General features: G+C 32.6%; 19 protein-coding genes. All 19 read right to left on the reverse strand.

Annotated elements, in window-relative coordinates:
- Nucleotides 1-84: 84 nt before the first annotated feature.
- On the reverse strand, nucleotides 85-996 hold the full coding sequence (locus CLOS_RS09710) for a hypothetical protein (RefSeq protein WP_012159718.1): 912 nt from the start codon (nucleotides 994-996) through the stop codon (nucleotides 85-87).
- A 1,135-nt stretch (nucleotides 997-2,131) separates the two neighbouring features.
- Complete coding sequence (locus tag CLOS_RS09715) at nucleotides 2,132-5,389, reverse strand: HEAT repeat domain-containing protein (RefSeq protein ID WP_012159719.1); 3,258 nt, start codon at nucleotides 5,387-5,389, stop codon at nucleotides 2,132-2,134.
- A 343-nt stretch (nucleotides 5,390-5,732) separates the two neighbouring features.
- On the reverse strand, nucleotides 5,733-7,643 hold the full coding sequence (locus CLOS_RS09720) for a hypothetical protein (protein ID WP_049753819.1): 1,911 nt from the start codon (nucleotides 7,641-7,643) through the stop codon (nucleotides 5,733-5,735).
- Between the two features lie 55 nt (nucleotides 7,644-7,698).
- Nucleotides 7,699-7,881: a hypothetical protein gene (locus CLOS_RS16070; RefSeq protein WP_041719203.1), complete on the reverse strand. Its 183-nt coding sequence runs from the start codon at nucleotides 7,879-7,881 to the stop codon at nucleotides 7,699-7,701.
- Nucleotides 7,882-8,052: 171 nt separating this feature from the next.
- The gene (locus tag CLOS_RS09730) at nucleotides 8,053-8,370 is read right to left on the reverse strand and encodes a hypothetical protein (RefSeq protein WP_012159722.1); all 318 of its coding nucleotides are present in this window, start codon (nucleotides 8,368-8,370) and stop codon (nucleotides 8,053-8,055) included.
- Between the two features lie 17 nt (nucleotides 8,371-8,387).
- On the reverse strand, nucleotides 8,388-8,939 hold the full coding sequence (locus CLOS_RS09735; RefSeq protein WP_012159723.1) for a hypothetical protein: 552 nt from the start codon (nucleotides 8,937-8,939) through the stop codon (nucleotides 8,388-8,390).
- Complete coding sequence (locus tag CLOS_RS09740) at nucleotides 8,939-9,484, reverse strand: hypothetical protein (RefSeq protein WP_012159724.1); 546 nt, start codon at nucleotides 9,482-9,484, stop codon at nucleotides 8,939-8,941. Before CLOS_RS09740 ends, CLOS_RS09735 begins: the two co-directional genes overlap by 1 nt.
- Before the next feature lie 379 nt (nucleotides 9,485-9,863).
- Complete coding sequence (locus CLOS_RS09745) at nucleotides 9,864-11,093, reverse strand: hypothetical protein (RefSeq protein WP_012159725.1); 1,230 nt, start codon at nucleotides 11,091-11,093, stop codon at nucleotides 9,864-9,866.
- A gap of 143 nt (nucleotides 11,094-11,236) precedes the next feature.
- On the reverse strand, nucleotides 11,237-12,466 hold the full coding sequence (locus tag CLOS_RS15280) for a C39 family peptidase (protein WP_012159726.1): 1,230 nt from the start codon (nucleotides 12,464-12,466) through the stop codon (nucleotides 11,237-11,239).
- 54 nt (nucleotides 12,467-12,520) lie between these two features.
- Nucleotides 12,521-13,522: a hypothetical protein gene (locus tag CLOS_RS09760; protein ID WP_012159727.1), complete on the reverse strand. Its 1,002-nt coding sequence runs from the start codon at nucleotides 13,520-13,522 to the stop codon at nucleotides 12,521-12,523.
- Nucleotides 13,523-13,753: 231 nt separating this feature from the next.
- Nucleotides 13,754-14,038 (reverse strand): hypothetical protein, encoded by a 285-nt coding sequence (locus CLOS_RS09765; protein WP_012159728.1) that lies wholly within the window; start codon nucleotides 14,036-14,038, stop codon nucleotides 13,754-13,756.
- Between the two features lie 2 nt (nucleotides 14,039-14,040).
- The gene (locus CLOS_RS09770; RefSeq protein WP_012159729.1) at nucleotides 14,041-14,325 is read right to left on the reverse strand and encodes a hypothetical protein; all 285 of its coding nucleotides are present in this window, start codon (nucleotides 14,323-14,325) and stop codon (nucleotides 14,041-14,043) included.
- Between the two features lie 18 nt (nucleotides 14,326-14,343).
- A complete protein-coding gene (locus tag CLOS_RS16075; protein ID WP_198006278.1) occupies nucleotides 14,344-15,732 on the reverse strand; it encodes a hypothetical protein in 1,389 nt (462 codons plus the stop codon).
- 64 nt (nucleotides 15,733-15,796) lie between these two features.
- On the reverse strand, nucleotides 15,797-17,626 hold the full coding sequence (locus tag CLOS_RS09780; RefSeq protein WP_012159731.1) for a VirB4 family type IV secretion system protein: 1,830 nt from the start codon (nucleotides 17,624-17,626) through the stop codon (nucleotides 15,797-15,799).
- Nucleotides 17,626-18,303, reverse strand: coding sequence for a hypothetical protein (locus CLOS_RS09785; RefSeq protein WP_242649565.1), 678 nt, complete (start codon nucleotides 18,301-18,303; stop codon nucleotides 17,626-17,628). The genes CLOS_RS09780 and CLOS_RS09785 overlap by 1 nt, the downstream gene beginning before the upstream one ends.
- Before the next feature lie 15 nt (nucleotides 18,304-18,318).
- Nucleotides 18,319-18,675 (reverse strand): single-stranded DNA-binding protein, encoded by a 357-nt coding sequence (locus tag CLOS_RS09790; RefSeq protein ID WP_012159733.1) that lies wholly within the window; start codon nucleotides 18,673-18,675, stop codon nucleotides 18,319-18,321.
- Between the two features lie 91 nt (nucleotides 18,676-18,766).
- Nucleotides 18,767-19,369 (reverse strand): prepilin peptidase, encoded by a 603-nt coding sequence (locus tag CLOS_RS09795; RefSeq protein WP_041719207.1) that lies wholly within the window; start codon nucleotides 19,367-19,369, stop codon nucleotides 18,767-18,769.
- Nucleotides 19,359-23,114 (reverse strand): hypothetical protein, encoded by a 3,756-nt coding sequence (locus tag CLOS_RS09800; RefSeq protein ID WP_012159735.1) that lies wholly within the window; start codon nucleotides 23,112-23,114, stop codon nucleotides 19,359-19,361. The genes CLOS_RS09795 and CLOS_RS09800 overlap by 11 nt, the downstream gene beginning before the upstream one ends.
- Complete coding sequence (locus CLOS_RS09805; protein WP_012159736.1) at nucleotides 23,098-25,917, reverse strand: MucBP domain-containing protein; 2,820 nt, start codon at nucleotides 25,915-25,917, stop codon at nucleotides 23,098-23,100. Before CLOS_RS09805 ends, CLOS_RS09800 begins: the two co-directional genes overlap by 17 nt.
- Nucleotides 25,918-25,926 lie beyond the last annotated feature (9 nt).

Genomic DNA, 25,926 nt, shown 5'->3' on the forward strand with positions numbered 1-25,926 from the left:
AACCACATACTGGACAAACATACTCTCGTATACGATCAAAATGATATTCTTCCTCTTCCTTCTTAATATTAGATACTTGTAATGCTATTCGACTTTTAATATCAAACTTTTTTTATCAAAATAAGCCCAACCTACATGAAAAATCTTACCAGTATCATTTTTATAATCTTTGCTTTCCCATTCAGATTTTCTCATGTTATTATAGTATGCCGCTCTCCCTACTTCTTTTAAGTAAGCCGCCTTTTTTATATGTTTTTTATCAGAAAAATCATTAGTAGACTCATATAAATCTATAATTTTGCTTAAAGGCTCAATACCAAGTGCTACATATTCATACTTCCATATTTTTTGATATTTATGGTACTCTGTATCTTCTACTACCTTTTTCACCAAAGGTAAAATATATTTCCCTATGAAAATATCTAACTCTTCATATGGTACTATATACAGCCCTCTATGCCATATACTATTTCTTAACTTGTTTAACTTTTCTAATACTCTTATTTTTTTATCTTCTGCCCAAATTTGGTGCTTACTATTTATAAATCCTTCTTTATTTAATTGAGGAAAAGCTTTTAGCACTTCACTAAACTCTATTGAAATCAATTTACTTTCTTCTTCAACATCTAAATCTATATTGTTTATTAATTTATATAGAATATCATATTTGTTTTGTACTCTTACAGTAAGTAATTTATTTATCTTTCCTAAGATATCCTTTGTTATCAATTCAAAGAAATGTTGGAAATGTACAATGCATTCAAAATAGTTTTCATAATAAGCTTTTATATGCGCTATAATAGGATCTTCCTTTATATCTCTCTCATTATTAATAAAAGCTCCAATATTCATTTCATTTGACTTGTATGTACTATAATAGGCTTTTAAAGCTAACCTTAATGACACAAAAGCTAAGTTTTCTAACTCATACTTACTACTTTCTAATTTGAAACCATTATCCACTATTGTTTTTAGTTCTTCATCTATATTTCTCACAGTTTTCCTCTTCTCCTTTGCTATGGTAGCTCTCTATATTAATAATTCTTTTAATTCTAGATATCTCCTCTTTGTATATTTAAAGTTAATTATATTATTTTCATAGAGATTAAATTAGTAGTAATGGATAATTTTTTGCTAACATCCTTCATATTTTTGATAATTTCGATAGCCACCATTTAAACATAACACTGAGGATATTTTATTAATTGTCTCAGTATGAACTTCATATTAAGCCTTCTCCTAAGCTCTCTGAACTTAAAAACTTACTATATTTTTTCAGATATTGAGCCTTCTACTAAATTAATTGATAGCTCAAGAAAATATTATTGAAGTACCCGTACTAAAATGATAAAATTAATAATGGTAGACGGATTAAATAATTAGATTGTATGGTATTGAGAATTGGCGACCTTACAATTAGGGAGGATTTACATGGGACATTTGTTTGTTCTATGTAATATTAATATATAAATATTTTTATTATAAGATTTAGTCATAAATTTTTAAAAATTAAATAACTATCATTGATTTGATAGAATCTCCAGCTAACGTTTACCAAGTAACAGGAGGATGCTGCCGGAAGGTTTTATCAAAGTACTTTTTAAACCATTGTTTTTAACCTAGGTGTTGAAAAACATGGTTTTATTGAAGTATTTTGATAAGGTCTTCCGTTTTTTATGTCACCTTATCAAAAATACTTTTTAATTAGTAGATTAGATTGGAGGCATGTATGTATGAAAAAAAAGCATATTTCTTTTATAAACAGTTTAATTGCTGGAATAGTCGCAAACCATTTAGCTCAACCAACAATTGAAACTTTATATATAATTTTGATTCTTACTATATTCGTTCTACTAAATAGTAAGAAGGATTAATAAACAAATGGAATTCATTCCAATTCATGAATTCCATTTTCCATAACTTTATAATATCTAAACCTAATCATATAATAATCTGATTAACTTGTCATTTAAAAACTATCTATAGTTAGTTTCATCGCTATTCAGCTGCCTTATTACTGAAGACAGCAAACCTTGCGAACCTTCTAATATACAAAAAACACCATCGTTTATGATACGATGAACCGTATCGCTGTAACCGCAGTTTTTAATCAATTTAAATAATGTACAAACTAAAATAGTATCATTTCATTTTTTTTACTGTAACAAATTACTTGTTCAATCTCATCTAACCAGTAACTATCTATTGTAGAGGTTATTCTACTCTTATTGTCATTAATAGCTTCTAATGTCGTGTCGTCACCTAAAATAGCGCAAAATATTAAGCAGTTCTTAATAAAACATTCATTATAGTTTTGCAAATATAACTGTTGATTCAACCAGGGTCTAATTAATGTAGCAAATTTTTCTAGAGTAGGTGTTTTTATTAATACTGTTCTACGAGGATTAATTTCTTCTCTCAAGTCTACAAGTATTTGAACAAATACAGTATTTAGCTTCTGTACATTATTCTCGAATGATACTATCAGTCCTAAAGCAACAGTAGAAATTTTGTTATTCTCTTCGACTAGTTTATACAGTAATTCTAAATCACTAGGTTCAAATATATTGTCTATATTATTAGTTTTTAATTCCCATACTTCACTATTTTCGTTTCTAGTATGAATTTTTCTTAATGCCCATTCATCTAACAAAGAAATTCTCTTATTCATTTTAATTTTCTTATTTAAGATCGTACTGAAGATTATAGAGCAATATTTCTTTATATTTGCTGATTTTGCTAATACTAAAGCAATTAAATATTCTAGTTCATTATTCTTTATTCCATCTAATTTTTTTATTAATTTCGCATAATCTTCTTCTGATGCTATATTGGAAAACGCATACGTTAACCAGGTTGTATCTTTTAATTCAGCATCTAACAACAATTCCATAATTACTTCCAAAGCTTCTTTAGCCTTATAGTCCCCTAAGGATATTAATATTTGTCCTCCGAGTCTTGAGTGTGCATTCTCTTTTAACAAATTAATTAATGTTGGTATGGCATCTCTGTAATTCATAGACGCAAGCCCTCTACACATCCACCCTAAAACTTCACTATCAAATCTAGCACTAATTAGCCTTTGGAATAAACCTTCGCCCGTAGATTTAAGCTTTGAATAGGACAACGCTACTACAATATCTTGCTCGATACCGGTATTATTAATGTTATCAAGCATGGATAACAATTGATCCCTTAATATAATATCTTCAATATCTTTGTACCATCCTCTTACCCATGTTCTAACGTTACCGCCTGTATCACATATTAGATCTAAAAATAACTCTGTTTTGTTTAAGCTCTGTCTCATTGATAGACTTTCTACAATATATCTTCTAACATAATCATCATGTTCTTTGTTTCGGACCAATTTGCATAACCTTTCAGTCCCTGCTTTACTATCATAACCTTTTAGAATATCTGCTATTTCGCTAGATACAGAGGCAAAGCTTTCCTCAGGATTATCTAGTATTATTTCAAAAAAAGCAATTAAATCTTCTTCTATTAAATCCTGTTCGATTTTTTCTGATTTTATAAAAACTTTAAATGATTGAATAGCTTCATTTGCGACAATGCTATTATTTCTAAATTGCTTAAAAATATATTTTATGTGATCAGCAATATTACGATATGTTTCACCTTTTAAACTACTGGAAAAATAATTGCTTACTCTAGACAAAAACTTTGTTAATAAACTTCCCTGTTGTTTTAAATCATATTTTATTATTGCTTCGATAACTTCTCTTTGTTCTTGTTCATTTCCTGTCATGAAATAGTAGCTTATAGCATTTACACCAATATTATTAGGAAGCCATTCTATTATTTTTTTTATTTTTTTTTCTTTGTCATATATACTATCAAGCGCCAAAACTCTTGCTGCAATTATATAGTCTCTAATTTTTGAGAAATAAAAACCGTTATAAACATTACCGACATCATCCATGTATTTATAGAGGATATTAAAACGATATAAATCTTTAGGTATATCTTCATTAATGTTTAGTTTTATATATCGTCTAATATCTTTTTCATGTACTAAGTTTTTTCCCTCTACTAGTATACATTCACTAATTCCATCAATAAATCTATATAATAAATCCTTATTCGGGGATTTTTTAAACTTTGAATCTAAGTATTTCATCAGTGTCACTCTAGAATCTATACTTACTGTTGTTTTATTATAATATGCCACTTCATATGCAACTCTAATATTAAAAGGATTTTTATCTATTCTCGTAATATCCTCAGCCTTTAATTCAATACCTAGTGTTTTATGGCACATATTAGCTAATTCAAGGAATTCTTCTTTATTAAGTTCTACTAATTTAGGTGTATTGTAAAATAAGTTATCATTCAAATCCGAAGTGACATCGTTTATTTTAGTAAATTCATCCCATATAAAGTCATTACAACTGATACAAAGTCTGATATTTAACGCACTTGTATATTTTACCAATTTATTTATTTGCAAAACTTTATCATGTGCTATCCACTCATCAATTGCATCAATAAATATAATGAAATTTTTATTGTGAATCTGCGAAAGACTAGCAATTTTTTTAAATACATTTAGTTCTGTTTCTTGAGATGAAAAGAACATGTTAAAATCGGCAACTATTTCTTTAAATAATGATTTCCCTAATATAGAACCCGAATAAAATAAATATGGCTCTTGATTATAATTATCTGCAAGATAACACATTAAATTGGTCTTCCCTACTCCGGAAGCTCCTATTATTGCAAAAACAGTTTTCTCTGTTTGCATGAGAAACTCATTAAAACTATGCTGAAGATCCTGTCTTTGAACGTATATATCTTTTATATATTTATATTTTAGTTGTTCTTCAATATCAGAAGTTGAATCCGAACAAAACTTTTTTAATATATTTTTATTATTTATTACGCAAAATTTTCTTAAGTTATCATAAGAATATCCGATAAAATTTTTTAAAGCATCTAATCTTATTCTTAGCTCTTCATCTAATGTAGGAATATAATCTTTAATAAGTCTATCTTTATTTAATTCCTCAATGTCTTCACCTGTGTATGTATCATATATTACTGTCTTTTTCCCATTTGTAACGATTACATATGGTGCCATTTGATCTAATAGTCTTGCATATGATATTCCTTGCTTTTTGTCATCTTCTGTTAGGCTAACTCCTTCAGCCTTAAGTTCTAAAATAAATATATTTTTACCATCCCTTTTGCATAATATATCTAATCTTCCTTTTACAGTGTTGACATCTTCATTCTTTAAATTATAAACACCTCTACCTAGGCGTATTGTAAAATTTGTTTCAAACTCTATTTCCCCTTCATTTAATCCAATATCTTTCAATAGCGGAAGTACTAAGTTATTTTTTATCATTTCTTCGTTATAACTCATTTAACTCTCCCCCTTGTCTTATCCTAAAAATTCTTCTCACGTATTTAATCACAATATACTCATCCAAAAGTGTATTAATATTCATGTTCTATATTAACAAACAATTTAAATTACACTATAAGTAATATCTTTTAATTCAATATCAATCAATAATCAAAAAAATCCCTCTCATTTATGGTATGGTTCAGCATACCAAGTTAAAAACATACGAATTTGACTACTAACATGCCATGAATATTGTAAAGTTGTTAATTTTTTTCCGTTCCACTCAAAAATTTAATAGGAATCTAGATTTTTATTTGACGTTTACAGTAAATGAAATAGACGAATTATAAAACGGGTATTAAAGAGGGTTAGCTTCGTAATCCTCTTTAATACATAAATCATCATTAATTTTAATAACTATGATAATAAAAAGCTTTAAAATCAAATAATAATCAGTCTTATACTGGTTCTCATCGCTACCATTAGTACCGTGCAAATATCTATTTCGTATATCAAAGCCATTTGTAAATTTGGATTTATTCAGATAATAATCCAGATAATCTTGTTCATTTCTTGATAGCAGTGTACTTTCGAATGTAACATAATTTTTTCTTTCAAAATCATCTATTAAACTTCTAATCTCTTTATGGTAGTGCCAATAACTTAATACATCCTCATAATAAAATTCTTTCAGAATATAAACAGTCTTAATGTCCACAATTTTAATATAGCCATCATCATTTTCGAAAATTAGTTCATTATCAAACAACCATTGCATTCGATGAAGCTGGTGTTCAAGAAAATCGCTTTTCTTAACAGAATCTTTGACTACTAAATCTAAAAAATTCCTATATTTTTCTTTCTTACTTGGTAAATAAAAAATACCACTTTGGTCAGAAAACAATAAGTATGATGCAGTTTTACACCAACCGTCCAATGGATAAACGTATTTGTTGGTATTGAATGATTTGATTTCATTATTTTTAAAGCTAGACGAAGAGAGTTGAATTAATTCTTGGTCAATTTCTCCATCTTCTACTAATGCGTTGTACTGTTTAAATACTCTGTCAATTTCCGGTAGAATCGACCTGCATTTTTCAAAGTAAGGTGTAACATCAGATGGCATCTTTACTACAAAATTTTCTATCGAAAATTCATCTTTTAAATACTTCATAAAAAACCATTCAATCATATCCTCAATTCTGATATTGAAGGTATTCATCACCTGTATATAGCTATACACTTCAGCATTAGCTATCATTTCCATAAAATTAAATCCAAATGATGTTTTATATAAATGACTTCCTGATGGACTGAAAGCCGATTCCAAAGCGCTCATACCATTTGTTTTGGATACTAAAGTTAATCTAAATTTATCATCTACTATGTTAAACAGATGAATAAAATTATTCCAAAGTGTAGGGAGATCTTGGTTCTCTTCAATCCATTTACGACTAACCTTAATATCCACCGATGTACCTGTTTTAGTTATAATTATTTCCTCATTTAGGTCTGTCGGATATGTAATTGAAACACTCGATTCAATTCCTGTTCCATTACTGAATATTTTTTCGTTTTCAATAATTTCTTTTCTTTTTGCGTGTAATTTCACTTTATCTGGAATAATAAGTCCCCGATTTGTTGGAAACGTAATAATACTTCTGAGATAATTGATGTTTACCTCAGAAGAATCAATATATCTATCAATTAATTCTACTACTTCATCACTTAGCAAAGAAGGTGGCAAGAACAATGTGGTCTCACCAAGATATTTAGAAATGATTGTCTCAGCATTTCTAGGGTCACTGAGAATTCTCTCTTTGACAAAAGAATCACAATGCTCAGTTAGTCGTTTGAATTGAAGCACCATGTAAATGTGAACATATTCTTTATTCAGTAACTCTTTAAAATCTAATTCGCCAATTTTTTCGTATAATTTATACTCCTCAATTATCTCTAAATAATCTTCGGTTTCAATAAAGTCAATCTCATCATACAACTTAGCATAATTAGAACCATATACTCCCAAGAATTGTCCAATTTTTTTACGCAATTCTTTCACTAGTATTTTAGAATCACTATGAGTTACTTCTTCGATGTAGTCAGAAAACCTCTTTATTTCAAGATACTTAAGAATATTATGAAATTCGATTATGTCAGATATTTTGCATTGATTTTCAAAAGAACTTACATTGATTTTATCAGCAATTTTGTTTAGTTCTATACCACAAGCCATATCCCATTCAGAGTAAAACTTAACCCTATCCAAAAGTCCACCTCCATTATTTAGCAATGATTGCAAATAATACTTAATCCCATTATTCCTAAGCCACTCTCTCGAAAATTTTTTTCTTCACTTTATCCTTGTACCAATTTTCGAGTGTCAGCCGGACCCGGTCGAAGTCTTTATTTTCTACTGGCACAACAAACTTGCCTCTACTAAGTTTTGCTTCAGGCACTTTAATAGTTTCATCTACAACAATCTGAAGGCTGTAATTTCTACCCATATAGATGTATGATTCTCCATCTCGTACACAAAATGGAAAAGCGTTTCTGAACTTAATCCTTTCAAAATATATACTCCTCTCACTGAGTAACATTATTAGCTTAAACTATTCAGAATAATAATTCTAAATCCGAAAAAGTCAAATCCTCAATATTACATGCAAACTCTCTATTTATTCCGGTACCTTTATTTCTTGTGTATACAGCAATATATTTCTATCTATTTTGAAATTTGTTGAAAAACCCTTTTTCTCTTCCGATAAAAAAGAGTATTTCAGATTTGTTGTATTTATAATAAATGGTCGAGTAATCGGACCTTTCGAATAATCCAAGGTCAACCATTCTTGAATAACGATTAAATTCTTATCATCTGACCAATACAAATCATCACCAAAGATTCTGTTTTTCAGTAGTATACCGTTTATCATTAGTTCGTAATAAGATGGTCCAAATCGAACTTCACCAACATTAATTAACTTCACATCAATCATTATCTTCTCTCCAACTATTAATTTGAAATCAAAATGCTATCTCTATCCAATACATATTCATTATAATCCCAGTCTTTTATGTAAATCCTGCCATCTGAAAAGACTATTTCATCATTTCCATCAGGGGTTACAAATATATCTTTACCATAAAAATCCCACAGTTTCTTCCCATCATAGGTTACAGCCGATATTGCTAGTTCTCCCTGAACCAGATAATAGTTTTCAAAACTAAAAATCCTAAAGCAACATGAGTCGTCACATCTTAAAGTCCATAGAAGGGATAAATCATTAAGGTTTAGACAAAATAAGTTGTTTCCAACACATACTATGATTTTTTCACCATGAATAATAAAACTACTCTGATTCAATCCTTTTGGACTTCCATCAGCAAGCAATAGGGCATTTGTACCTGTAACAGTACACCTAATACCGATGAGTTCAACTACATTTTGCTTATTACAATCATCGGCGTAATAGAGATTGTCGTACCTTCGAATATTATCAACTGAACCAATAGAATAATCATTTTCTAGGTGTATCTCTATAGACCATGAATCAATCTCTATCATTATTTCCCTCCAACTGCTGGTTTTGTTTGACTAACTATATCCATCTTCCATGAATCACAGTTGAGTTTCAACAATGCATGGTTATCCCAGTTTGTAAACTCGTCTGCCTGTATCAACAAATCATTATCTTGCCATCCCTCAAAACAGATGACATCAAGGGGAATAGGCGAATCAACTGAAATAATTTGTTGCCCTTCTTTATCAAGAACATAAATATCATAGTATGTTGCAACTACGCAATCGCCATTCGGGGAAACGGATAGTTCTTTATATTCTGGTTGGTCTTCAAAACTATATAATTGACCATCGACTCGATTAAGTATATATAGATAATCTGAAGTAAGCACATAAATAGAATCATACTTATCAGATATTCCAAGACCTTTATAATCTCCTCTAAACTCACCACACCATTCCTTGTAGTTCTCATCAGTGAATTTTATCCAAGTCCAGTTTTGAGAATTCCACGAACTCTTAATGTCATATACAACCTCTTCATATATTCCTGATCCTGGAACATGAATTTGTTCTGCACACAAAATCATAACATTTCCCCTTATATCTAACCTTTTTCGTATGTTTTATAACTTAAATCCATCGTACCAACATTAAAACATACGAATCTATGTATGTGACCCTCTGTCTTCAATGCTTTCAGATTTTCGTATGTTTTATTTATGATACGGTTCACTGTATCATATTCTAAAATTGTTTCATACTAACTACTTCGCTGTTATTACAAATAATACTTCTTGAAATCAAAATTTGATATCATTCTATGTTCTAACTCTCTACATAATATACTATTTCACGCAGATAGTCTGTCGAATCATGTCACTAAAAACAAACAAAAATTCTGTCATTATAAATACTTAAACGTTTAATAAATTCTATATTAAACAACAATACGTTTAGTACTAGTAGCTAACCAATTCTAATATCATTATATCTAAGCTCATTATCAACATCCAAACCCATCTCATAAATAGAATTATAGATACAAGCCTTTAAATAAACTACTGTATTTTTTATCTCTTTTTCACTACTAGCTTTCTTGAACTTAGCTATAGCATGATCTATAACTAGAAAATTAAGTTTTTCTATATCTTTCTTAATCATATCTACTGGAATTATATTGTCACCTATCTTTATCATTTTTTTATTTTCAATATCCAAAAACAATAATCTTAAAGCATGAATAACTGCATCTCTATAAGTTTCATCAATAAGATGAACTTCACATTTCTCTAACATTAAGTAAAAATCTTCCATCCGTTGTGTACATCTATCCTGTACATCAGTCATATTATTTAAATCATGTGCATTATTAACTTTAAATTCATTATCATCATAAATGTAATTATCTATAGACTGACTGATAGACTTAGAAATATTAAAACCTTTAGATCTATTAAAAACATTAGAAATATTAGGAGCAGTATTAACGCTAGAATCCATGCTGTCTTGAGGTTGATTTTGTTGTCCCTTTTCAGGATAAGTGGTTATCCTCTTTTGGGATGACGGGTTATCCCTTTTTGGGACAAGTGGCTGTCCTAATTTGGGTTGTCCCTTTTTAGGATAACTCCTTTGCCTATATCCCCTATCCTCTATTTCTTGGTTTACAACGTCAGAATCTTTATACTCTAATCCCTTCTCTCCTTGATCTCCATCAGTCTCTCTAATAAAACTTTCTCTAGATTCTTCGGTGTTATCTTCTACATTCACTTTCGTATCTTCATTGGATTCAATAGATGTTTCATCCATGATTCCATCTTCATCATTACAATTTCTGCTTTTCCAATCTCTAATTTTCTTAAGTGGCTCAAATGGAACAATATCATTTAAAATATATATGTTTCTATTGTTGCTGCCTTTTTCTATATCAATAAGCCCACATTCATAAGCGAGTTTTAACAATCTGTAAAATCTATTTCTAGATACATTAAAGGCTTTAAATAGAGCTTCATTATTTGCAAATATTAAACTATTTTCTGCTTTCCCTTCATAGTTTCTTCTGTCTATATATTGATTGAAAGTTACATAAAAACTAACTAAATCAAAATCATATTCTCTTAAATTATCCAATACCAGGTACGTATCACTGAATGTTAATTGTTCCCTAGTTCTCTTTGCAGTACGTTTTAATTCATTCATTACGATTCCCCCATTTTTTAAATATTGTTTTAGTAATTAGAAAAAGAAAAAACACCCTTTCGAGTGTTTTGCTTTTTTCATAGAATTTAAGTTGTTCAATTATAAAATTTTTAGATTTCGTTTTTAGTATAAGTCCTCTAGAGTTACGGCCTAAAGATCCAAAATGGACTGCCATTTACTCCTCCGATTTTACTGCTCTCATTCATAATAATGGATAAATCCCATTCCTTATTACTTCTTTCAACACTAGCCGAATCATGTATTAATATCTTTCCGTTTTCTGTAACGCCTCTTAAAACGATAAAATGGCCGCCATTTGTAAATTGACCTTTTCCCATAGCAACGATGACTGGATATCCATCACTAAGAGCTTTAAGTATAGCATTCGGGTTTCTTCTACTTACTGCTTCAACGTTAAGTCCATAATGCTTTCCTCCATCCGTCATCAAGGACCAATAGCTTCCTGCTCCCTCGGCTCTATGTCCGTTTTTATAACTCCAATCTGCTACTATATCCGGCGTTACCTTATTATCTGTTAGTCCAGATACCACCATGGCCAGAGAAGTTGGGCCACAACCTGCACTTAATATTGGGCTACTTCCATAGGGAAGACTACCCCATCTTTTATCCGTTTGATTATAGTAGGGAATATTTGCATACCCTTCCGGATACTCCTTAAGCTGGCTAAAATCTACCTGATCTCCATCGTAGATATTTAAGCTATTTTCCACATCCATAGATGAAATATTATTGAATATATTTGTAGCAATAAAAATGTTCTCCTCAGTAGTAATCCCTACATCAAAGAGAACATCTTCAAAGTTTATCGTATTTACTTTTATAGTTGCTACCTTAAGCTTTACTGTTTTAGTTCTTGTAACCGTTTTAACATTTCCATTGCCATCAATGATATCTACTTCATACGCTTCCTCATATTCTTCTTCTGATATTTCAACATCTCTTTCAATAAATTTTAAAGCGATTTCCTCTATCCTCTTCTCATCTAAATCATCAAATTCTTGGTTCAATAATACAGAATCAATAGAGATTAAAGCTTGCCATGTTAGATCATAGTTATATTCAACAATAATTTCATCACAGTCGCTATTTTCTTTCTTAGCTTTTTCTATCCACTCCTTATTAAGATTATCTACCTTAAATACAGTATCTTGATATATTGCCACCTTAGCTATGTCTTCTGATAAATCTAAGTTTTCCCCCGGACTACTAAACAATATATTGATCAATATGGAAGGAAAACTAACAAGTGCTAGAAGCAATACTAAAATTAAAAGAAAAATAGACATGAAGCCTATCAATATTTTATGTCTTGCCTCTTCATCAAAGATGGTTTGAGTTAATATTTTTTTCATTATCGCTGCAGCTATTGCGCTAATTTTAATCACCGCCCTAAATCAGGTTTAATTCTAGTTACTCTTCATTGCTTTATTTTCAACGATACGCTCACGTAAGATTTGCATAAAAACATCAGTATCTTTTGTATCGAATAATTCTGCTGAATCGTCCGTAAAGTATATTTTATTTTTATTATTTTTTAAAAGCTTTTTCATCGTATTTCTTTCCTTTTCAGAACTGCTACTTAGCACAACATTCAAATCTTCACCGGCAGCCTCTAAAATATTCACTAAAGGTTCATACTCCGACTGCTTTGCAGCTCCACAAATAATCTTGACATCAGCTATATCGGAGGAATTAAATATCTTTAGCTTTTTCTCGTTCAATAGCCCAATGTCTATTATGTTGAAGCTACAATTCAAAGGAATATTGCCATTATAATAATAGTCTACATATTTGTAAGAAGAATCCTTAAAGCCATAATAAGACGCTATTTTGCTAAGATATCCACTTTCATTTGCTTCTGTATACGATACCCTGGCGCCTATATCCGCTAGAAATGTAGCTAAATTAATTGCAGCTTTAGTGGCTGAGAATTTACTCTTAACGCCTGCAACAAAAATTTTAGTATTATCGCTAGTAAAGGAATACCTTAAATTAAATCGTCTAACGTGCTTTATTATTTCCTCCTTAAACTTTTCTTCATTGTCTAAGCACCTCATAATATCTTCCTGAATGCTTTCTATTTCTGATGAAGTTATAACATTATAAACCTTAGCTTCATTTACGATTCTGCTGAGTAAGGCATTCTCTATATTTTTAGCAATTAGAATAAGCTTCGGGTTATATATTGTTCTAAATGCTGTAATTGCCTCTATAACATCATCTTCATCATCCCTCAAGCACTCTATATCTACAACAACGTACGTATAATGATCTAAGCTCTTCATATCATGGATTACAAACTTTTTTAAATAAAATTCACCGGAAAGCTTTTTAATAATCATATTTTTCTCGTCTTGCAAGAAATCTAAGATGCCTATATTTCCATTACTCCCTAAATAAAGTATCACTGAATCAGCTCCTATCTGTTCATAAAAAATATGACAATGGCAAATACAAAGGCTATAAACCATAAGATCAATTCAATAAATTTAAAAGAACCATTTCTATTCTCCATGAAACACCATCCTATCTATATAAAAATTATAATGGGATATTGAAAAAGAAGATTAAAGTAAATATTCCTACTCTAATCTTCTTCTTAATTTTTTCAATTTACAATTTAAATGCTTTTTAAATCATTACTCTAAATCTCTTCCTTGTCCGTTATAATACTTCAAGTCTTCTGCAATATCATGATTTAGCTTTTCAAGCTTCAGATTCTCTATTTTTAGTATCTCTCTTTCCTTTTTTAGAGAGCTATTCTTGACCTGGATCTCCTTCCACTCTTTAATACTAATTACAGTACAATCTTCCTCTCTATATAAATTGCGAAAATTATTTACGATGAAAAACCCACCTGACAGAAGTAGTACAAATACATACCCAAATAGTAATAAAATAAATTCCTGTAGCAATTTTCCCATATTTACATCGCTCCTTCCTGTTTTATTCTTTGAAACAGTATTTCTTCCAGCTCATGGTTCCTACCCTCTAAACTTAGCCTCTTTTCCTTAAGCTTATTAATATCGCCCTCTAGAACTGCATTCTCATCATAAAGACTTCTCAGCTCACTACTTCTTATCTTTATGGTTCTTTCAAGAATATGAAAAAGTTTCCCTATATAGCTCTCTGTTAGCTTTATTGTTCCGATAGCTCCACCAGCTCCGAGAAAAAAGTAAATCCATATAAAAACAATCTTATTCCAATCCATAAACGATTCCTCCCTTTATCAAAATTCCATTTCCTCAATATCTCTATCTATGCTGATGCTGACTTCTTCTCCAATGGCAGCGATCTCTTCAGCTTTCATTTCTCCTATTTCAGAAATAGAATAAGCCCCTTTTTCATCCTTTAGTACATAACCACATTGTAAATTCTTTTCCAATCTATTTTTTAAATAAGTAAATTGCTTTTCTACTTCTTCAGGATCACTATACTTTTCTTCCAATTTGCCATATAACTTACCTAAGCTTAATGCTCCATCAGCAGATTGAATATATCCAAAAACCACATTGGCATCATAAGAAGTAAATTTAAAGCTTCTATCTACTTCTTTTGCTGCCTGTGCGCCCTTCTCTGTAATACTGTAAGTACCATCTTTCTCTTCTAAATATCCTCGATCTGTAAGCTTTCTTATTCTGCCTTCAAATATATGACTTTGCTTATTGGCCTCCTCTTCACTTCTATAACGCTGCTGAAAAAGCTTTTGTAGCTGCTTCGTAGAAGGGGCCTTTCTAATCATAGGGAGTACCACATTAGCATCATATCTAGAAAAACTAAAGTCCTCTTCCTTATTTTTATTTTCAATATCCCTTTCACTATTTTTCATGCCTTTATCAGCTTTACCGGCAGTTTGACCACCGTCTACGACTTCATCATTTGCCTTAGATAATCTTTTAGATGCGGCTTTACTCTTTTGCTGAGTCTCTTCATTGCCTTGAGAATTCTCTTTGCCTCTGATCTGACTGTCTTCCAGCCCTCTATTATTTTCATTTTTTCTATCTATACTAATTTGATTAATTACAGGGCTTTGTTTCTCTAACTTTACTCTAATTTTCTCCATTTGCTCTACACTTAAATGATCTTTTGAATAGCTTGAAACATCTAAGCCTCTTTCTAATCCTAGTCTTATCTCTCGCATCTGTTTCCAGTTAAAATCATTTTTATTATAAAATGAAACATCCAATCCTTTTTCTAGCCCTAGTTTGATTTCCTCCATCTGTTCTATATCTAAGCTAGATTTTGCAAAAGTACTTACATCCAGGTTTTTATCCAGTCCTAGCTTTATTTCTCTCATCTGTTTCCAATCAAACTCAGGCTTACTATAGAATGACACATCTAACTTCTTTTCCTGTCCTAATCTTATTTCTTCCATCTGTTCCACATTGAATTCTTCCTTGGCGTAAACAGAAACTTCTAACCCCTTCTCTAGCCCTAATCTTATTTCCCTCATCTGTTTCCAATCAAAATTAGGATTCTTATAAAAATAAGTATCCAGCCCTTTATCTAATCCTAAAACAATTTCTTCTTTCTGAAGCCTGTCATATCGATTATCAAAATACACCATAATCTTCTTCAGGGTATGCATTATACCCAACCTTTTATTTGGCTTTTCCATAAATACCATCCTTTCTCCCTTATAAAATTCTATTTACCAGCTAAGATCTCTAAGAATCCATCTTCTATCTTCCACCGGAGCTACCCATATACCGAAGCTTGTATTCAGGAATTTCAAAGTTTATTTTAAACCGCTTAGAACCTGCCATAAATAAAGCCCTTCCCCTTTGCTTAGAAGCCAATAACTCCTCTTCAGCCTCAGTTAAGCTATATAGATTCTTCGTTTCTTCTAAGTTCTTACCGTCCGTTCCCATGAGCACTTTAAAAGTAGGTAAATCTAAAATCGCTTGGCCATACATTTTAATCTTAGGATCTAAAAAATCCCCCACAATGTGAGAGATGATTGCGCCGCCACCTTCATATTTTCTAGCTCCTTTAATCAGATTTCTTAGGAAAATAAGACTTTGAGGAACCCTAGGATCTATCATTAAATAAGCTTCATCACAAAATAGCATTACCTTCTCTGTTGGATCTTTTATAATCTCCTCCCATGCCCACTGAAGAAGGTTAAAATATTGCGTACTCAATATATTTTCCGAAGTATTTTGTAAATCTTTCGTATCGATGCAAATACACTTAGAATCGGCTTGAATGGTAGTATGTCCGTTCCAAAGGAACGAATCACTTCCTAGAGCCATATCCTTTAGCAGTAATGCTAAATCCTCATAGTCCTTCTGATAAGAAAGTTCTTTATCCTTAGACTTCCTTAGAATCTGATTATATAGATCTAACATAATAGGAAAATCCATATTCGATAATTTTGATATATCTGTATCCCAAAATATATCAAAATTATTATAAAGCTCTATCAGCTCACTTTTTAATATGGCGATAAATCGATCTGTAAGAGATGGAATATATAGCTTAAAAAATATTTCTAGATTCTTAATATAAAGGGCCATATCCCCCATACCGTAGCCTTCATCTACATATAGCTTCTCGTTATCACTTTCCTCCTCATCATCCTTCGGAATAATCCTTATTTGCAATGGATTTATTTTTCCTTTAGATCCTCCACCGGCATTGATCCAATCTCCATTTAGATTCCTGCAAAGTTCTTTATATTCTCTATGGGGATCAATAAATATAATCTTTGTGCCCTTCATATATTCAGATAACGCTATATGTTTTACTACAGTAGATTTTCCTACACCTGGTACGCCCATTATTACAAAAAAGCTGTTGGTCCTATCCCCTCCACGCTTCCAAGGATCGATCACCACTAAGCCACCGCCACTATCCTTAGCATAGTAATAACCGGTACCATCGTTATAACCACTTGAAGCAAAGGGGAATCCCCCTATAAATGTACTCAATGGCACTACCCTTTGCGTAATATTACTAATATCTTCATCCTCCACATAAAAAGGAGAAATCTGCTTAAAGCCCTCTTTCTGTAGGTTTGAAAGGGTTCTTAATTTACATTTTAAAACAGAAACACTACTCTCCACTTTCCTGCAAATTTTATCAAATACTTGCTCATCTCTTGAAATCGGTACGATCACTGTACTTAAAAGCCCCACAATTTCTTTGTCTCCATCGATATCCACCATGGTTTTCTCAGCATCCAAAGCTATTTTTTCGGCCCTTGATGCAGTAAGCGGATCTCTTGTACTGTCAGCGACGCCCTTCTGCTGCTTTATTAAATTAGAGAGAGAGTTTACAAAAGTGCTATTATCAATGGGTGTAAAGTCTATTGATACAATTGTACTTGGTATATTCGTAATCCGAGATAACCAGCCATAGTCCGGGCTTTGTGGATACTTTATGATCCCATAAGCCCTTGATGTACTCTCACCCAAATCAAAAGTATTTTTTCTAAATTTAAGTCCTACAGGCGTGATTATATTTAATAGTGAATTATTTACCTTTGAGGTTTCTTTTTTCTTTGCCATTAAGCCGTCTCCTCCAATCTAGTAATAAAAGGTATAGCAGCTTCAAAATCTGCATCTTCTATGTGAGAATATGCTGGATTATTAATCAAATTACAAAGTCTAGTTATCCCTTGTTCGCTCAATATCTCACAGCCGATATTCCTTCCCTCAAATTTTGAAGCTAATTCAGTAGCCTTTTTAATAAGCTCCCTTTCTATGCCCTCCTCAAATTTTTCATAAATCCTTAGATAAAATTGCCTTTCTACTACCTCCCCACTCATGGCATAGTTGCTCATGACCAGCATCTCATGCCTTAAAATTTCCTTCTGCTTCGGGTTATCTGTATTTAATATGATATTAGAATACTCCTGGATGAGTGGTGTAATGTCTATAGGCCTAGATACAGCTAGAAATCTAAAAGTCTTTTGCTCAGCTGAAAACTCCGCAGTCAATTCCTTACTCATATTCTCTTTTTCTCTTCTACTTAAAAGATCCGTAGAGATTGGATTAATTTTTATATAGGCAAATACATATCCATCTTCAGAATATAAGAAGTTACCTTTAATATCCTGTACATTCATAAACCCTTGAGCTGTTTGTAGGTTTTTATTAATCTCTTCTTCCTTTTTCTTGGATTCTCTTTTTAATAAGAATAGCCCAATACCGCCTCCTACTAAAGTTAGAATAAGTATGATCATTGGAAAAATCATTTTCTATTTCACCTCATTTCCACCATCAGAAGATTTATCTTTTTTATTTCCCGCGAAATATTGTTCATCTACGATAACCTCAGTAAAGAAATTTTTCCTACCTTCTTCATTTTCATAATTCCTAACCTGCAATCTACCTACTACAACGATCTGCTGACCTTTCTTAAAATACTTCTCTGCAAACTCTGCAGCTTTACCAAAACCAATGATGTTTATAAAATCTGCATCCGGTTCACCTTCCTTTCTAAATTGACGACTTACAGCTAAGGTATACTTACCTACTGCTACAGGATTTTCACCCTGCGAATACCTTAACTCTACATCCTTAACCAACCTTCCTAATAACATGACTTTGTTCATACTAACATCCTCCTTTTTTTATAATTGTGAATTAGTAAAGTAAAAAAAGAAGCTAAAATTTTAGCTCCTTTTCCTGTGCTGCCTTTATAAATTAATGTAGACAAAATATAGCCACAGCTACTACAATGAATGGACTTAAAGGTATTTTAGTGTTTAATTTTGCTTTCTTCATTAAGATTAAAAATACACTTGCTGCAGCTGCTAATATGATTGATAAAATAAATATACATAGTATTTCTTTAAAACCAAATATTAAACTTAACACAGAAATTAACTTAACATCCCCACCTCCTACTCCACTTATTAAAGAATAAATTATCATCAATAAGGATATTGAAAAGAAAACTAAAATTCTAGAAATAATAAAATTGATATCTCCTACAGTAGCAACGTTCAATATTGATGACCCCAACAAAAATACAATTAAAGCATCCGGTATCTTCAAATACCTAATATCCAATATCATAATTACACTCAAAATATTGCATATTAGTATTTTGTCTAAAGAAGCTCTTATAAGTAAATTAGCCGTATTAACCATAATCAATAAAAGGATTAAAAATATCTTCCATCTAATACCTAAAGGTTTTAAATAATCCCTGTACAATTCTCTCATACAATTTCCTATATAAGACAATATGCCCCTTATAGAATAAGGAGCATCTGTCTCAATACATTTATTTTTAATTGCCATACTTATTTTTTATTCCTGGCTTCAGCAGTTCTCTAACATCGCCCTTTATGTCTAATTCCAGTTCTGTTTCTCTCATAAGATCTTCTTTATAGGCCCGAACTATAAATCTATACGGTTTCCTCAGCCTGTTATTATTTTTATCTAAAGTAAGATCTGTACTTATCCAAACGATATAATCAAAGATATCTTCTTTAATTTCTAAAGAACCGTTCACATTATACCGTAGTGGATACTTAACCGAAGAATATCCCATAGACGATCGATTATCTTTAGAAACGATCTCATGAGGTACTACAATCTCTAGGCGATCTACATAACCTTCTGTAGTGATGAAAAAATAAATCTTATCTCCAGCCATGGCCGGATTAGGCCTTAAGTTGCCATATACCCTTATTGGAAGTACATTAAATCCAATTGCATCTGTCCCCGTGGCACCATGGGGATCTGTTGCTATTACCATCAGCTCATTATATCCTTCTACTAATTTATCAATATTGAAGCTTTGCTCTTTTCCTGAAGGAACATCAGCCTTAGTCCAAATTGTTTTCCACTGTCCATTATTTACCCTATGTCTCACCTCTAAATATAGATGATCCAAATCTGGATCCTCAGCTAATATTTTAACCCTTCCACGGTCTCCCTCATATAGCTTGCTTGGGCTTATACTTATATCTACGGTCGGTGGTCTGTTAAGTATCATCGAGTAATTTTCTCTAGATATAAGTTCACCTGTCCTTCTGCTATAAACGCTAACTGTATAATCCAACTTCTGATCCTTATTTCTATCATTTACCATCATACCATCCCTAGTGTATCTGTTAGAAAATACATTGTTTAACTCAAAATTTGTATTGTCTAAATCATTAGATGTTACTACAATCCTAAAATTACCCCATTTGTCCATAATAGAAGATGATGATAAATTAATCAATACATTAAAATGCTTGTTGTTATTAACGACTTGAGAATTATTATTAACCTTTATATCCTTCACACTTACAGACTTTGTAATTGAGTCCGTTAAATTGTACTTATTCCTTACTGTTAGCCTAGTTGCTAAGGCGTTACTTGTTGGGATTTCACCATTTAATTGAGCTTGATTTTTTGTCCAGGTAACTAATCGTGTCGTTACTTTCCCAAAGAAGTCATTCCATATGGTGTAGCTTGGATCGAGCTGTAGGGTTTCATGGCCTACATTGCCTTTGTAAACCTCACCATCCGCCATTACAGAGTTCGCTAAAGTAGTACCTACTTTATACTCAAATTCAGCAATTGGCGGTTTCCCCATTGCATCGATTGTAATAATATCTGTGTCCGTTAGCTCTCCATCGTTTATAAGGTCTAATCTAGCGCCATAATCCTTTACAGTTAATCGAATATCGGTCTTATAATTAATATTCGGTGCAAAGTTTTTAAGGCTTGTAATCGGTCGCCAATCTTGAATTATAGTATCGTCATATCCTACATATCTGTACTGCCATATTTCTTGCTGTATACCCTTATCTGCTCTAGTTTCAAAGTCTAAATCGTAACTCTTACTTTCAAGATTTAAGGTGTCGTTTCCGTTATCGATATAGGAAATCTTGGCCACAGGTCTACGGTGTGCGTATAGCTCTATATCTTTAGGTTTAGATTCTTTTGAAAAATCAATCCCAGCAGGGTTCAAGATATGGTCTTTCTCCTTAGCCGATACTATGTACCTTCCCGACTTTCCTAAAGTTATAGTAATATCTTCGCCATCCCTTGTAACTGGATTTCGGTCAAATATGGTAAAGCTGTCGTCCATGAGCCACTGTCCATTGAAGGTTATTTCACTGTCTGCATTTTCATAAATCTGCGGATAATGCTCAAATTTAAACTGCCTTTCCTTTCCTCTTGGAACTGGAACTGTAGTCGTGTAGTCCTTTTCCTCATCTTCAAATTCGATGTTTTTAAGGGTTATGGTGTTACCTGTTTCCACTACCTTAATAAGTGGATGCTCGGCTGAATTTACTTTGCTGTAGATCCAATCCGCTACTTTTTGAACATTCAACGTATCTAGTGTATATAGTCTATTTCCATTATTGGTATAATCACTATCTCCTGTTACATTTTCTATGCCTTGAATACTTCTAACAAAGTTTTGATTTACAGGAAGCTCTAACACATTGAATATATATTTTTTTGAATCTAAAGCGTTGTTAATTCTTCGGTAGTATATATCGCTTTTTTCCATATTGAATATAGGGATATAAAACGTATCATTGTCATTAATATGAATATCTGCAATATCTTCTATATTGATAGGGACACTTCTTTGTACCGTATGGAATCCGTCTTTAAACTCAAAGAATATGTTGTGCTTACCTAGTGGTAAATAAGCTCTACTTAGATAATTGTTCGTATATGGCATCTTACCAATTGATCCGCTATATAGCACCCCATTATTCACTATATTCGGTGTATCTGTCCATATTTTAAGGTTGATATTGTCGTTGTCTATATCGTTTATTTGCCAGGAGAAAGGTAGATAACCCCAAAACATCTTTTCATTCATTACCGGCTTTAATATGGCTACATTTGGTGCTGTATTGATTTTCGTTACCCTAGCTGTATTTCCTGAATAGCTGTTGGAATCTCCATCATTTACCTTCACTCTAAATTGATATTCCCGATTAAAACTAAGGCTTTGCCATACGGAGTTAGGGATCAGAAGTGATGTGGTTTGGCCACTGGCAAGATTCGTATTCGTTACTGCATCCCTCCAGGTACTTCCATCTAAATATTGTAGTGTGACACTTAATACATCCCCATCGGAATCATTGACCCTAGCTTTTACCGTAGGGGGCTGATCTGTTCTGAGGGTTAAAGATTGAGTTGGTTCTGTAATGGTTACAGACGGTAGATTGTTAAGCTTTTGTATACTGATACTTTTAGAATCTGTTGCCTTTCCGTCATTCAACATGACCCTAAAATCCACATTCACATTAGATGGCAGGCTTCTCCAAACGGAATCCGATATGTTCACCGTTGTTGTTTCAGCATTTTTTATTCCTGTCCTGGTGTCGATGGTTTGCCAGCTACCGTTTATATTAACGGAAGTTGTACCTGTCATTGTGTTGCCATCAACATCATAAGCATTATATTTTAATGTCGGCTTTTGATACTTTAAGAAGCTCTGTCCGCTTGATGGTTGAATGATTGAAACTACAGGTGGCGTATTGGGTTCTTCAAGTGGGCCTAGATATTCATAATGTACAGTACCATATACTGAATCTCCAAATGGATTTGAAGCTGACCCATATGCTATTAGTCTAAAATATACTTCATCCCTTCTGTGAGCAAAATCTACAATTTTATTAAGCACAACTGTAGCACTATAATTTTCTTCATTCATCCCTCTAGCTTCTCGTAAATTGAATGTCCCCCAATCCGTTTTAAGCTGATACGAACTCAATGATGTCCCTATTCCTAAATCTATCACTACTTTGGTTATTTTATACCGCCCAAGACCTGGAGCAGACGTTGACGGTGGATGAAGGGAAAAACCCAACTCACTCATTCTTCCCAGACTACCGTACCTAACAGCGGAATAGCCTTCAGACCATGCTCCTATGCCAGTTCTTCTGTTGTAATCATCACTATAACCATACATGCTTCCAGACCCAGCAGCATATGCACGTATATTTACTACAAATACAGCTTGAAATATCAATAGCATTGTTAGCAGCTTTGCACCTAATTTCTTACTAATATTTATTTTCATACTTGGTCAACCTCACCTTCAGACCTCGACTTTCAAGGTTTGCTACTAGCTCATTAATTTTATTTTGCATATCAGCAGGGATATAATCATCGTAATGCACAATAATATTGATCTCTCGATCGATGCCTATCTCAAAAGTGATCGTTGGTATTAAGTTGTCTATGAAAACATTGGAATAATCGCTAAATGTCATTAACTCATGCCCTAATATTTCATTATAGAGTGGTGAACTTGTTGGCGGTAACTGTGTTATTTCTTCCTGCACTTTTGCTTTGATATAATATTCCCCTAGTCCATCCACTTGCGTTAAGAATGTTAGTATTACATTGTTTATATCCTTAACCTTTACAATGTTACTTTCCTCTAAGTTCAGAACGATTTCCGTTTCTGAATCATGGCCATTTACAGGATCTTCCGTAACGATAACCATATGCTCTAAATCATTATCGACTCCATCGTTGGCTACATCATATGCAAGATAGAATACTTTTCCTCTTAGCTTATCTCCATCGTTAGATTTTGATTTGTCGATTACTTTGATATAGCCCTTATCAATATTTTCTTCGGTTATCGCTTTAGACCTATGTTTATAGTCCCTAACATCATTTTCTGTTATTCTATGCTGCATACTCTCAATCTCATAATTGATAACAGGTGCTTCATCAGGAAGGATCTCTATACTCTTATATACTTCGTCACTATCGAAGCCTTTTGTATCAAAGACCTGTAATGCAAATTCAAACTTACCATCTTTCTTAGCATACATCTCCAAGCCATCCTTAATCGGATACTTAGGGTAATGGATTCTTATATGCTCATCGTTGTAATTTCTTACATTGTCTATATTCTTCCACTGTCCATCGTTGAATCTGTATTTAATCTTACTCTTAGTGTGATCCAATGGGAAAGGTGCATCGCTATAGCTGCCTGTAAAATCAAGCGTTATAAACCTATAGACCTTTTTCTGTATGCTATATTCATCCGTAACTTGAATATCAGCATAAAGCGTTGGCGCTGCAATCACTTCCTTAAAATCAAGTGCCGTTTCAAGTCCCTTATCGTCAATGGCAATTGCCCTAAAGGTTAAGATACCCGGTAGATCACTGACATATCTATACTTGCCCTGGTACGTTTCGTTCCATAAGGGAATCACTGTTGTTTGTCCTAGATAATTAAGTCCAGGATAATTTTCAACTGGCTCTAGGCTAACAAAGCTGATCCAGCCATCACCGTCTTTTGCATCTACAACTACATCAAATTCCTCCTTTGCAAAGGTAGGAGCTTTCCCATCCTCACTTACGATCTGCAACTCTACCTGTGGTGGCAAGTTTTCTATGTATATTTCTATGTCCTTTTCAGTACGTCTTATTGGCCTAAAGGCATTGTATGCTGTGCTTCTGAAGATATAGTATTCTTCCGTTTGGAATACTCCCTTCTTGAATACAAATTCATCTTCATTCAAAACTCCTGTACCTGACATAACAACTTGTCCAGTAGATTTCTTAATAAACTTCCAGCTTTCCTCAACTATATCGAAACCGTTTGGATGTTCTTCTGAAGGATCATTAATGTCGTATACATCTGTTTTAATCTTAACTGGCTTTCCTAAATGAACAATATTAAGATTGGAATCTGTTATGTCCCCTGAAACGTCTATTACTGGTGGTTTAATTTCCTTCACTTTGAAGCTTACACTTTCTTCTGCTGTTTCAGTGGTTTCCTCATAAGCTAAGGTGTTAGGATTCCATACATAATCTATATACCTTGCTCTTTGTACTGCATAAGCACCATCATCGGGTCGATCTGTAATGAATAAGCCATCTATAACGCCATCACCCGATTGATTCGCATTTTTAGAGAAAAACCGCCATCGGATATTAGATCCTCCACTTGCAGAACCTCTTATCCTTATACTTTCCCCTTCATAAATTCTATTTGATGGTGTAGTAGGGTCGTTATCCCTCGGCACAATCCATATACCAAGATGAGGCTTATCTACATCAGGCTTTGGTCCCGGCTCTATAGGATCAGGGGGTTCTGCGCCCTCCTTGAGCTTATACCCAAATATGATCTCATGATTTGCATCTTTTCTATCTATCCACGCTTTATCTTCTCCACTAGGTGGAGAAACCAAATCATACCCATCTATCGAAGGTGCATGCACATGATACCAACCTATCGCCGAAGGAGTATGTAGTTCCTGTGGCTTTATTGCTCTCCCATTTTCATCTAAAAACTTAACAGTAACCGTGTCTAGCCCATCCGGTATTAGGGTAACAACAACAGGAACGTAATTGGTATAAATCATAATGTTGTTTAGACCTATATCATCTATACTCTCATTTAGACTTAAAGATGTAAACGTAGCATTTAATGTTACTCTTCCTGTTTTGCCGATATGCTGGGAAGTGTTGTTTAAATGGTAGTTTTTTACCATATATTTATTTATATCCGATCTAGGAACTGTCGTATATTCTTGTAAGTTTGAATAACTCTTATTTGGACTATAGGTTTCTATGGATTTTATCTTGTAATTTGGAACTGAAACCGACGGAAAATCATAGGAATATATGGTACTGCCAGGTCCATCAAATGTATGTCTCCTGCCGCCACTACTATCATCATACAGCCACTTTCCCGTAGTTGGATCTTGCCAGTAAGCAAAGGATGCAGTAAACAAAATATTAATATCTCCCGAAGCTTCTCCATGAACTTTAAGCTGATTCATTTGAATTGGCATGAAGATGTTAAATATGGATATAAACAATAAGGCAAAAGCAATCACCTTGTTTTTCTTTAACATAAAAATCTC

It is taken from the genome of Alkaliphilus oremlandii OhILAs (genome assembly GCF_000018325.1).
Taxonomy (GTDB): Bacteria; Bacillota; Clostridia; order Peptostreptococcales; family Natronincolaceae; genus Alkaliphilus_B; species Alkaliphilus_B oremlandii.

Excerpts from the sequence above, each read along its gene's own strand:
- CLOS_RS15280 (WP_012159726.1), bottom strand. The coding sequence starts at position 12,466 with ATGAAAAAAATATTAACTCAAACCATCTTTGATGAAGAGGCAAGACAT.
- CLOS_RS09765 (WP_012159728.1), bottom strand. The coding sequence starts at position 14,038 with ATGGGAAAATTGCTACAGGAATTTATTTTATTACTATTTGGGTATGTA.
- CLOS_RS09785 (WP_242649565.1), bottom strand. The coding sequence starts at position 18,303 with ATGATCATACTTATTCTAACTTTAGTAGGAGGCGGTATTGGGCTATTC.
- CLOS_RS09800 (WP_012159735.1), bottom strand. The coding sequence starts at position 23,114 with ATGAAAATAAATATTAGTAAGAAATTAGGTGCAAAGCTGCTAACAATG.
- CLOS_RS09735 (WP_012159723.1), bottom strand. The coding sequence starts at position 8,939 with ATGATAGAGATTGATTCATGGTCTATAGAGATACACCTAGAAAATGAT.
- CLOS_RS16075 (WP_198006278.1), bottom strand. The coding sequence starts at position 15,732 with ATGGAAAAGCCAAATAAAAGGTTGGGTATAATGCATACCCTGAAGAAG.
- CLOS_RS09715 (WP_012159719.1), bottom strand. The coding sequence starts at position 5,389 with ATGAGTTATAACGAAGAAATGATAAAAAATAACTTAGTACTTCCGCTA.
- CLOS_RS09780 (WP_012159731.1), bottom strand. The coding sequence starts at position 17,626 with ATGGCAAAGAAAAAAGAAACCTCAAAGGTAAATAATTCACTATTAAAT.
- CLOS_RS09770 (WP_012159729.1), bottom strand. The coding sequence starts at position 14,325 with ATGGATTGGAATAAGATTGTTTTTATATGGATTTACTTTTTTCTCGGA.
- CLOS_RS16070 (WP_041719203.1), bottom strand. The coding sequence starts at position 7,881 with ATGGGTAGAAATTACAGCCTTCAGATTGTTGTAGATGAAACTATTAAA.
- CLOS_RS09805 (WP_012159736.1), bottom strand. The coding sequence starts at position 25,917 with ATGTTAAAGAAAAACAAGGTGATTGCTTTTGCCTTATTGTTTATATCC.
- CLOS_RS09795 (WP_041719207.1), bottom strand. The coding sequence starts at position 19,369 with ATGGCAATTAAAAATAAATGTATTGAGACAGATGCTCCTTATTCTATA.
- CLOS_RS09740 (WP_012159724.1), bottom strand. The coding sequence starts at position 9,484 with ATGATTTTGTGTGCAGAACAAATTCATGTTCCAGGATCAGGAATATAT.
- CLOS_RS09745 (WP_012159725.1), bottom strand. The coding sequence starts at position 11,093 with ATGAATGAATTAAAACGTACTGCAAAGAGAACTAGGGAACAATTAACA.
- CLOS_RS09730 (WP_012159722.1), bottom strand. The coding sequence starts at position 8,370 with ATGATTGATGTGAAGTTAATTAATGTTGGTGAAGTTCGATTTGGACCA.
- CLOS_RS09790 (WP_012159733.1), bottom strand. The coding sequence starts at position 18,675 with ATGAACAAAGTCATGTTATTAGGAAGGTTGGTTAAGGATGTAGAGTTA.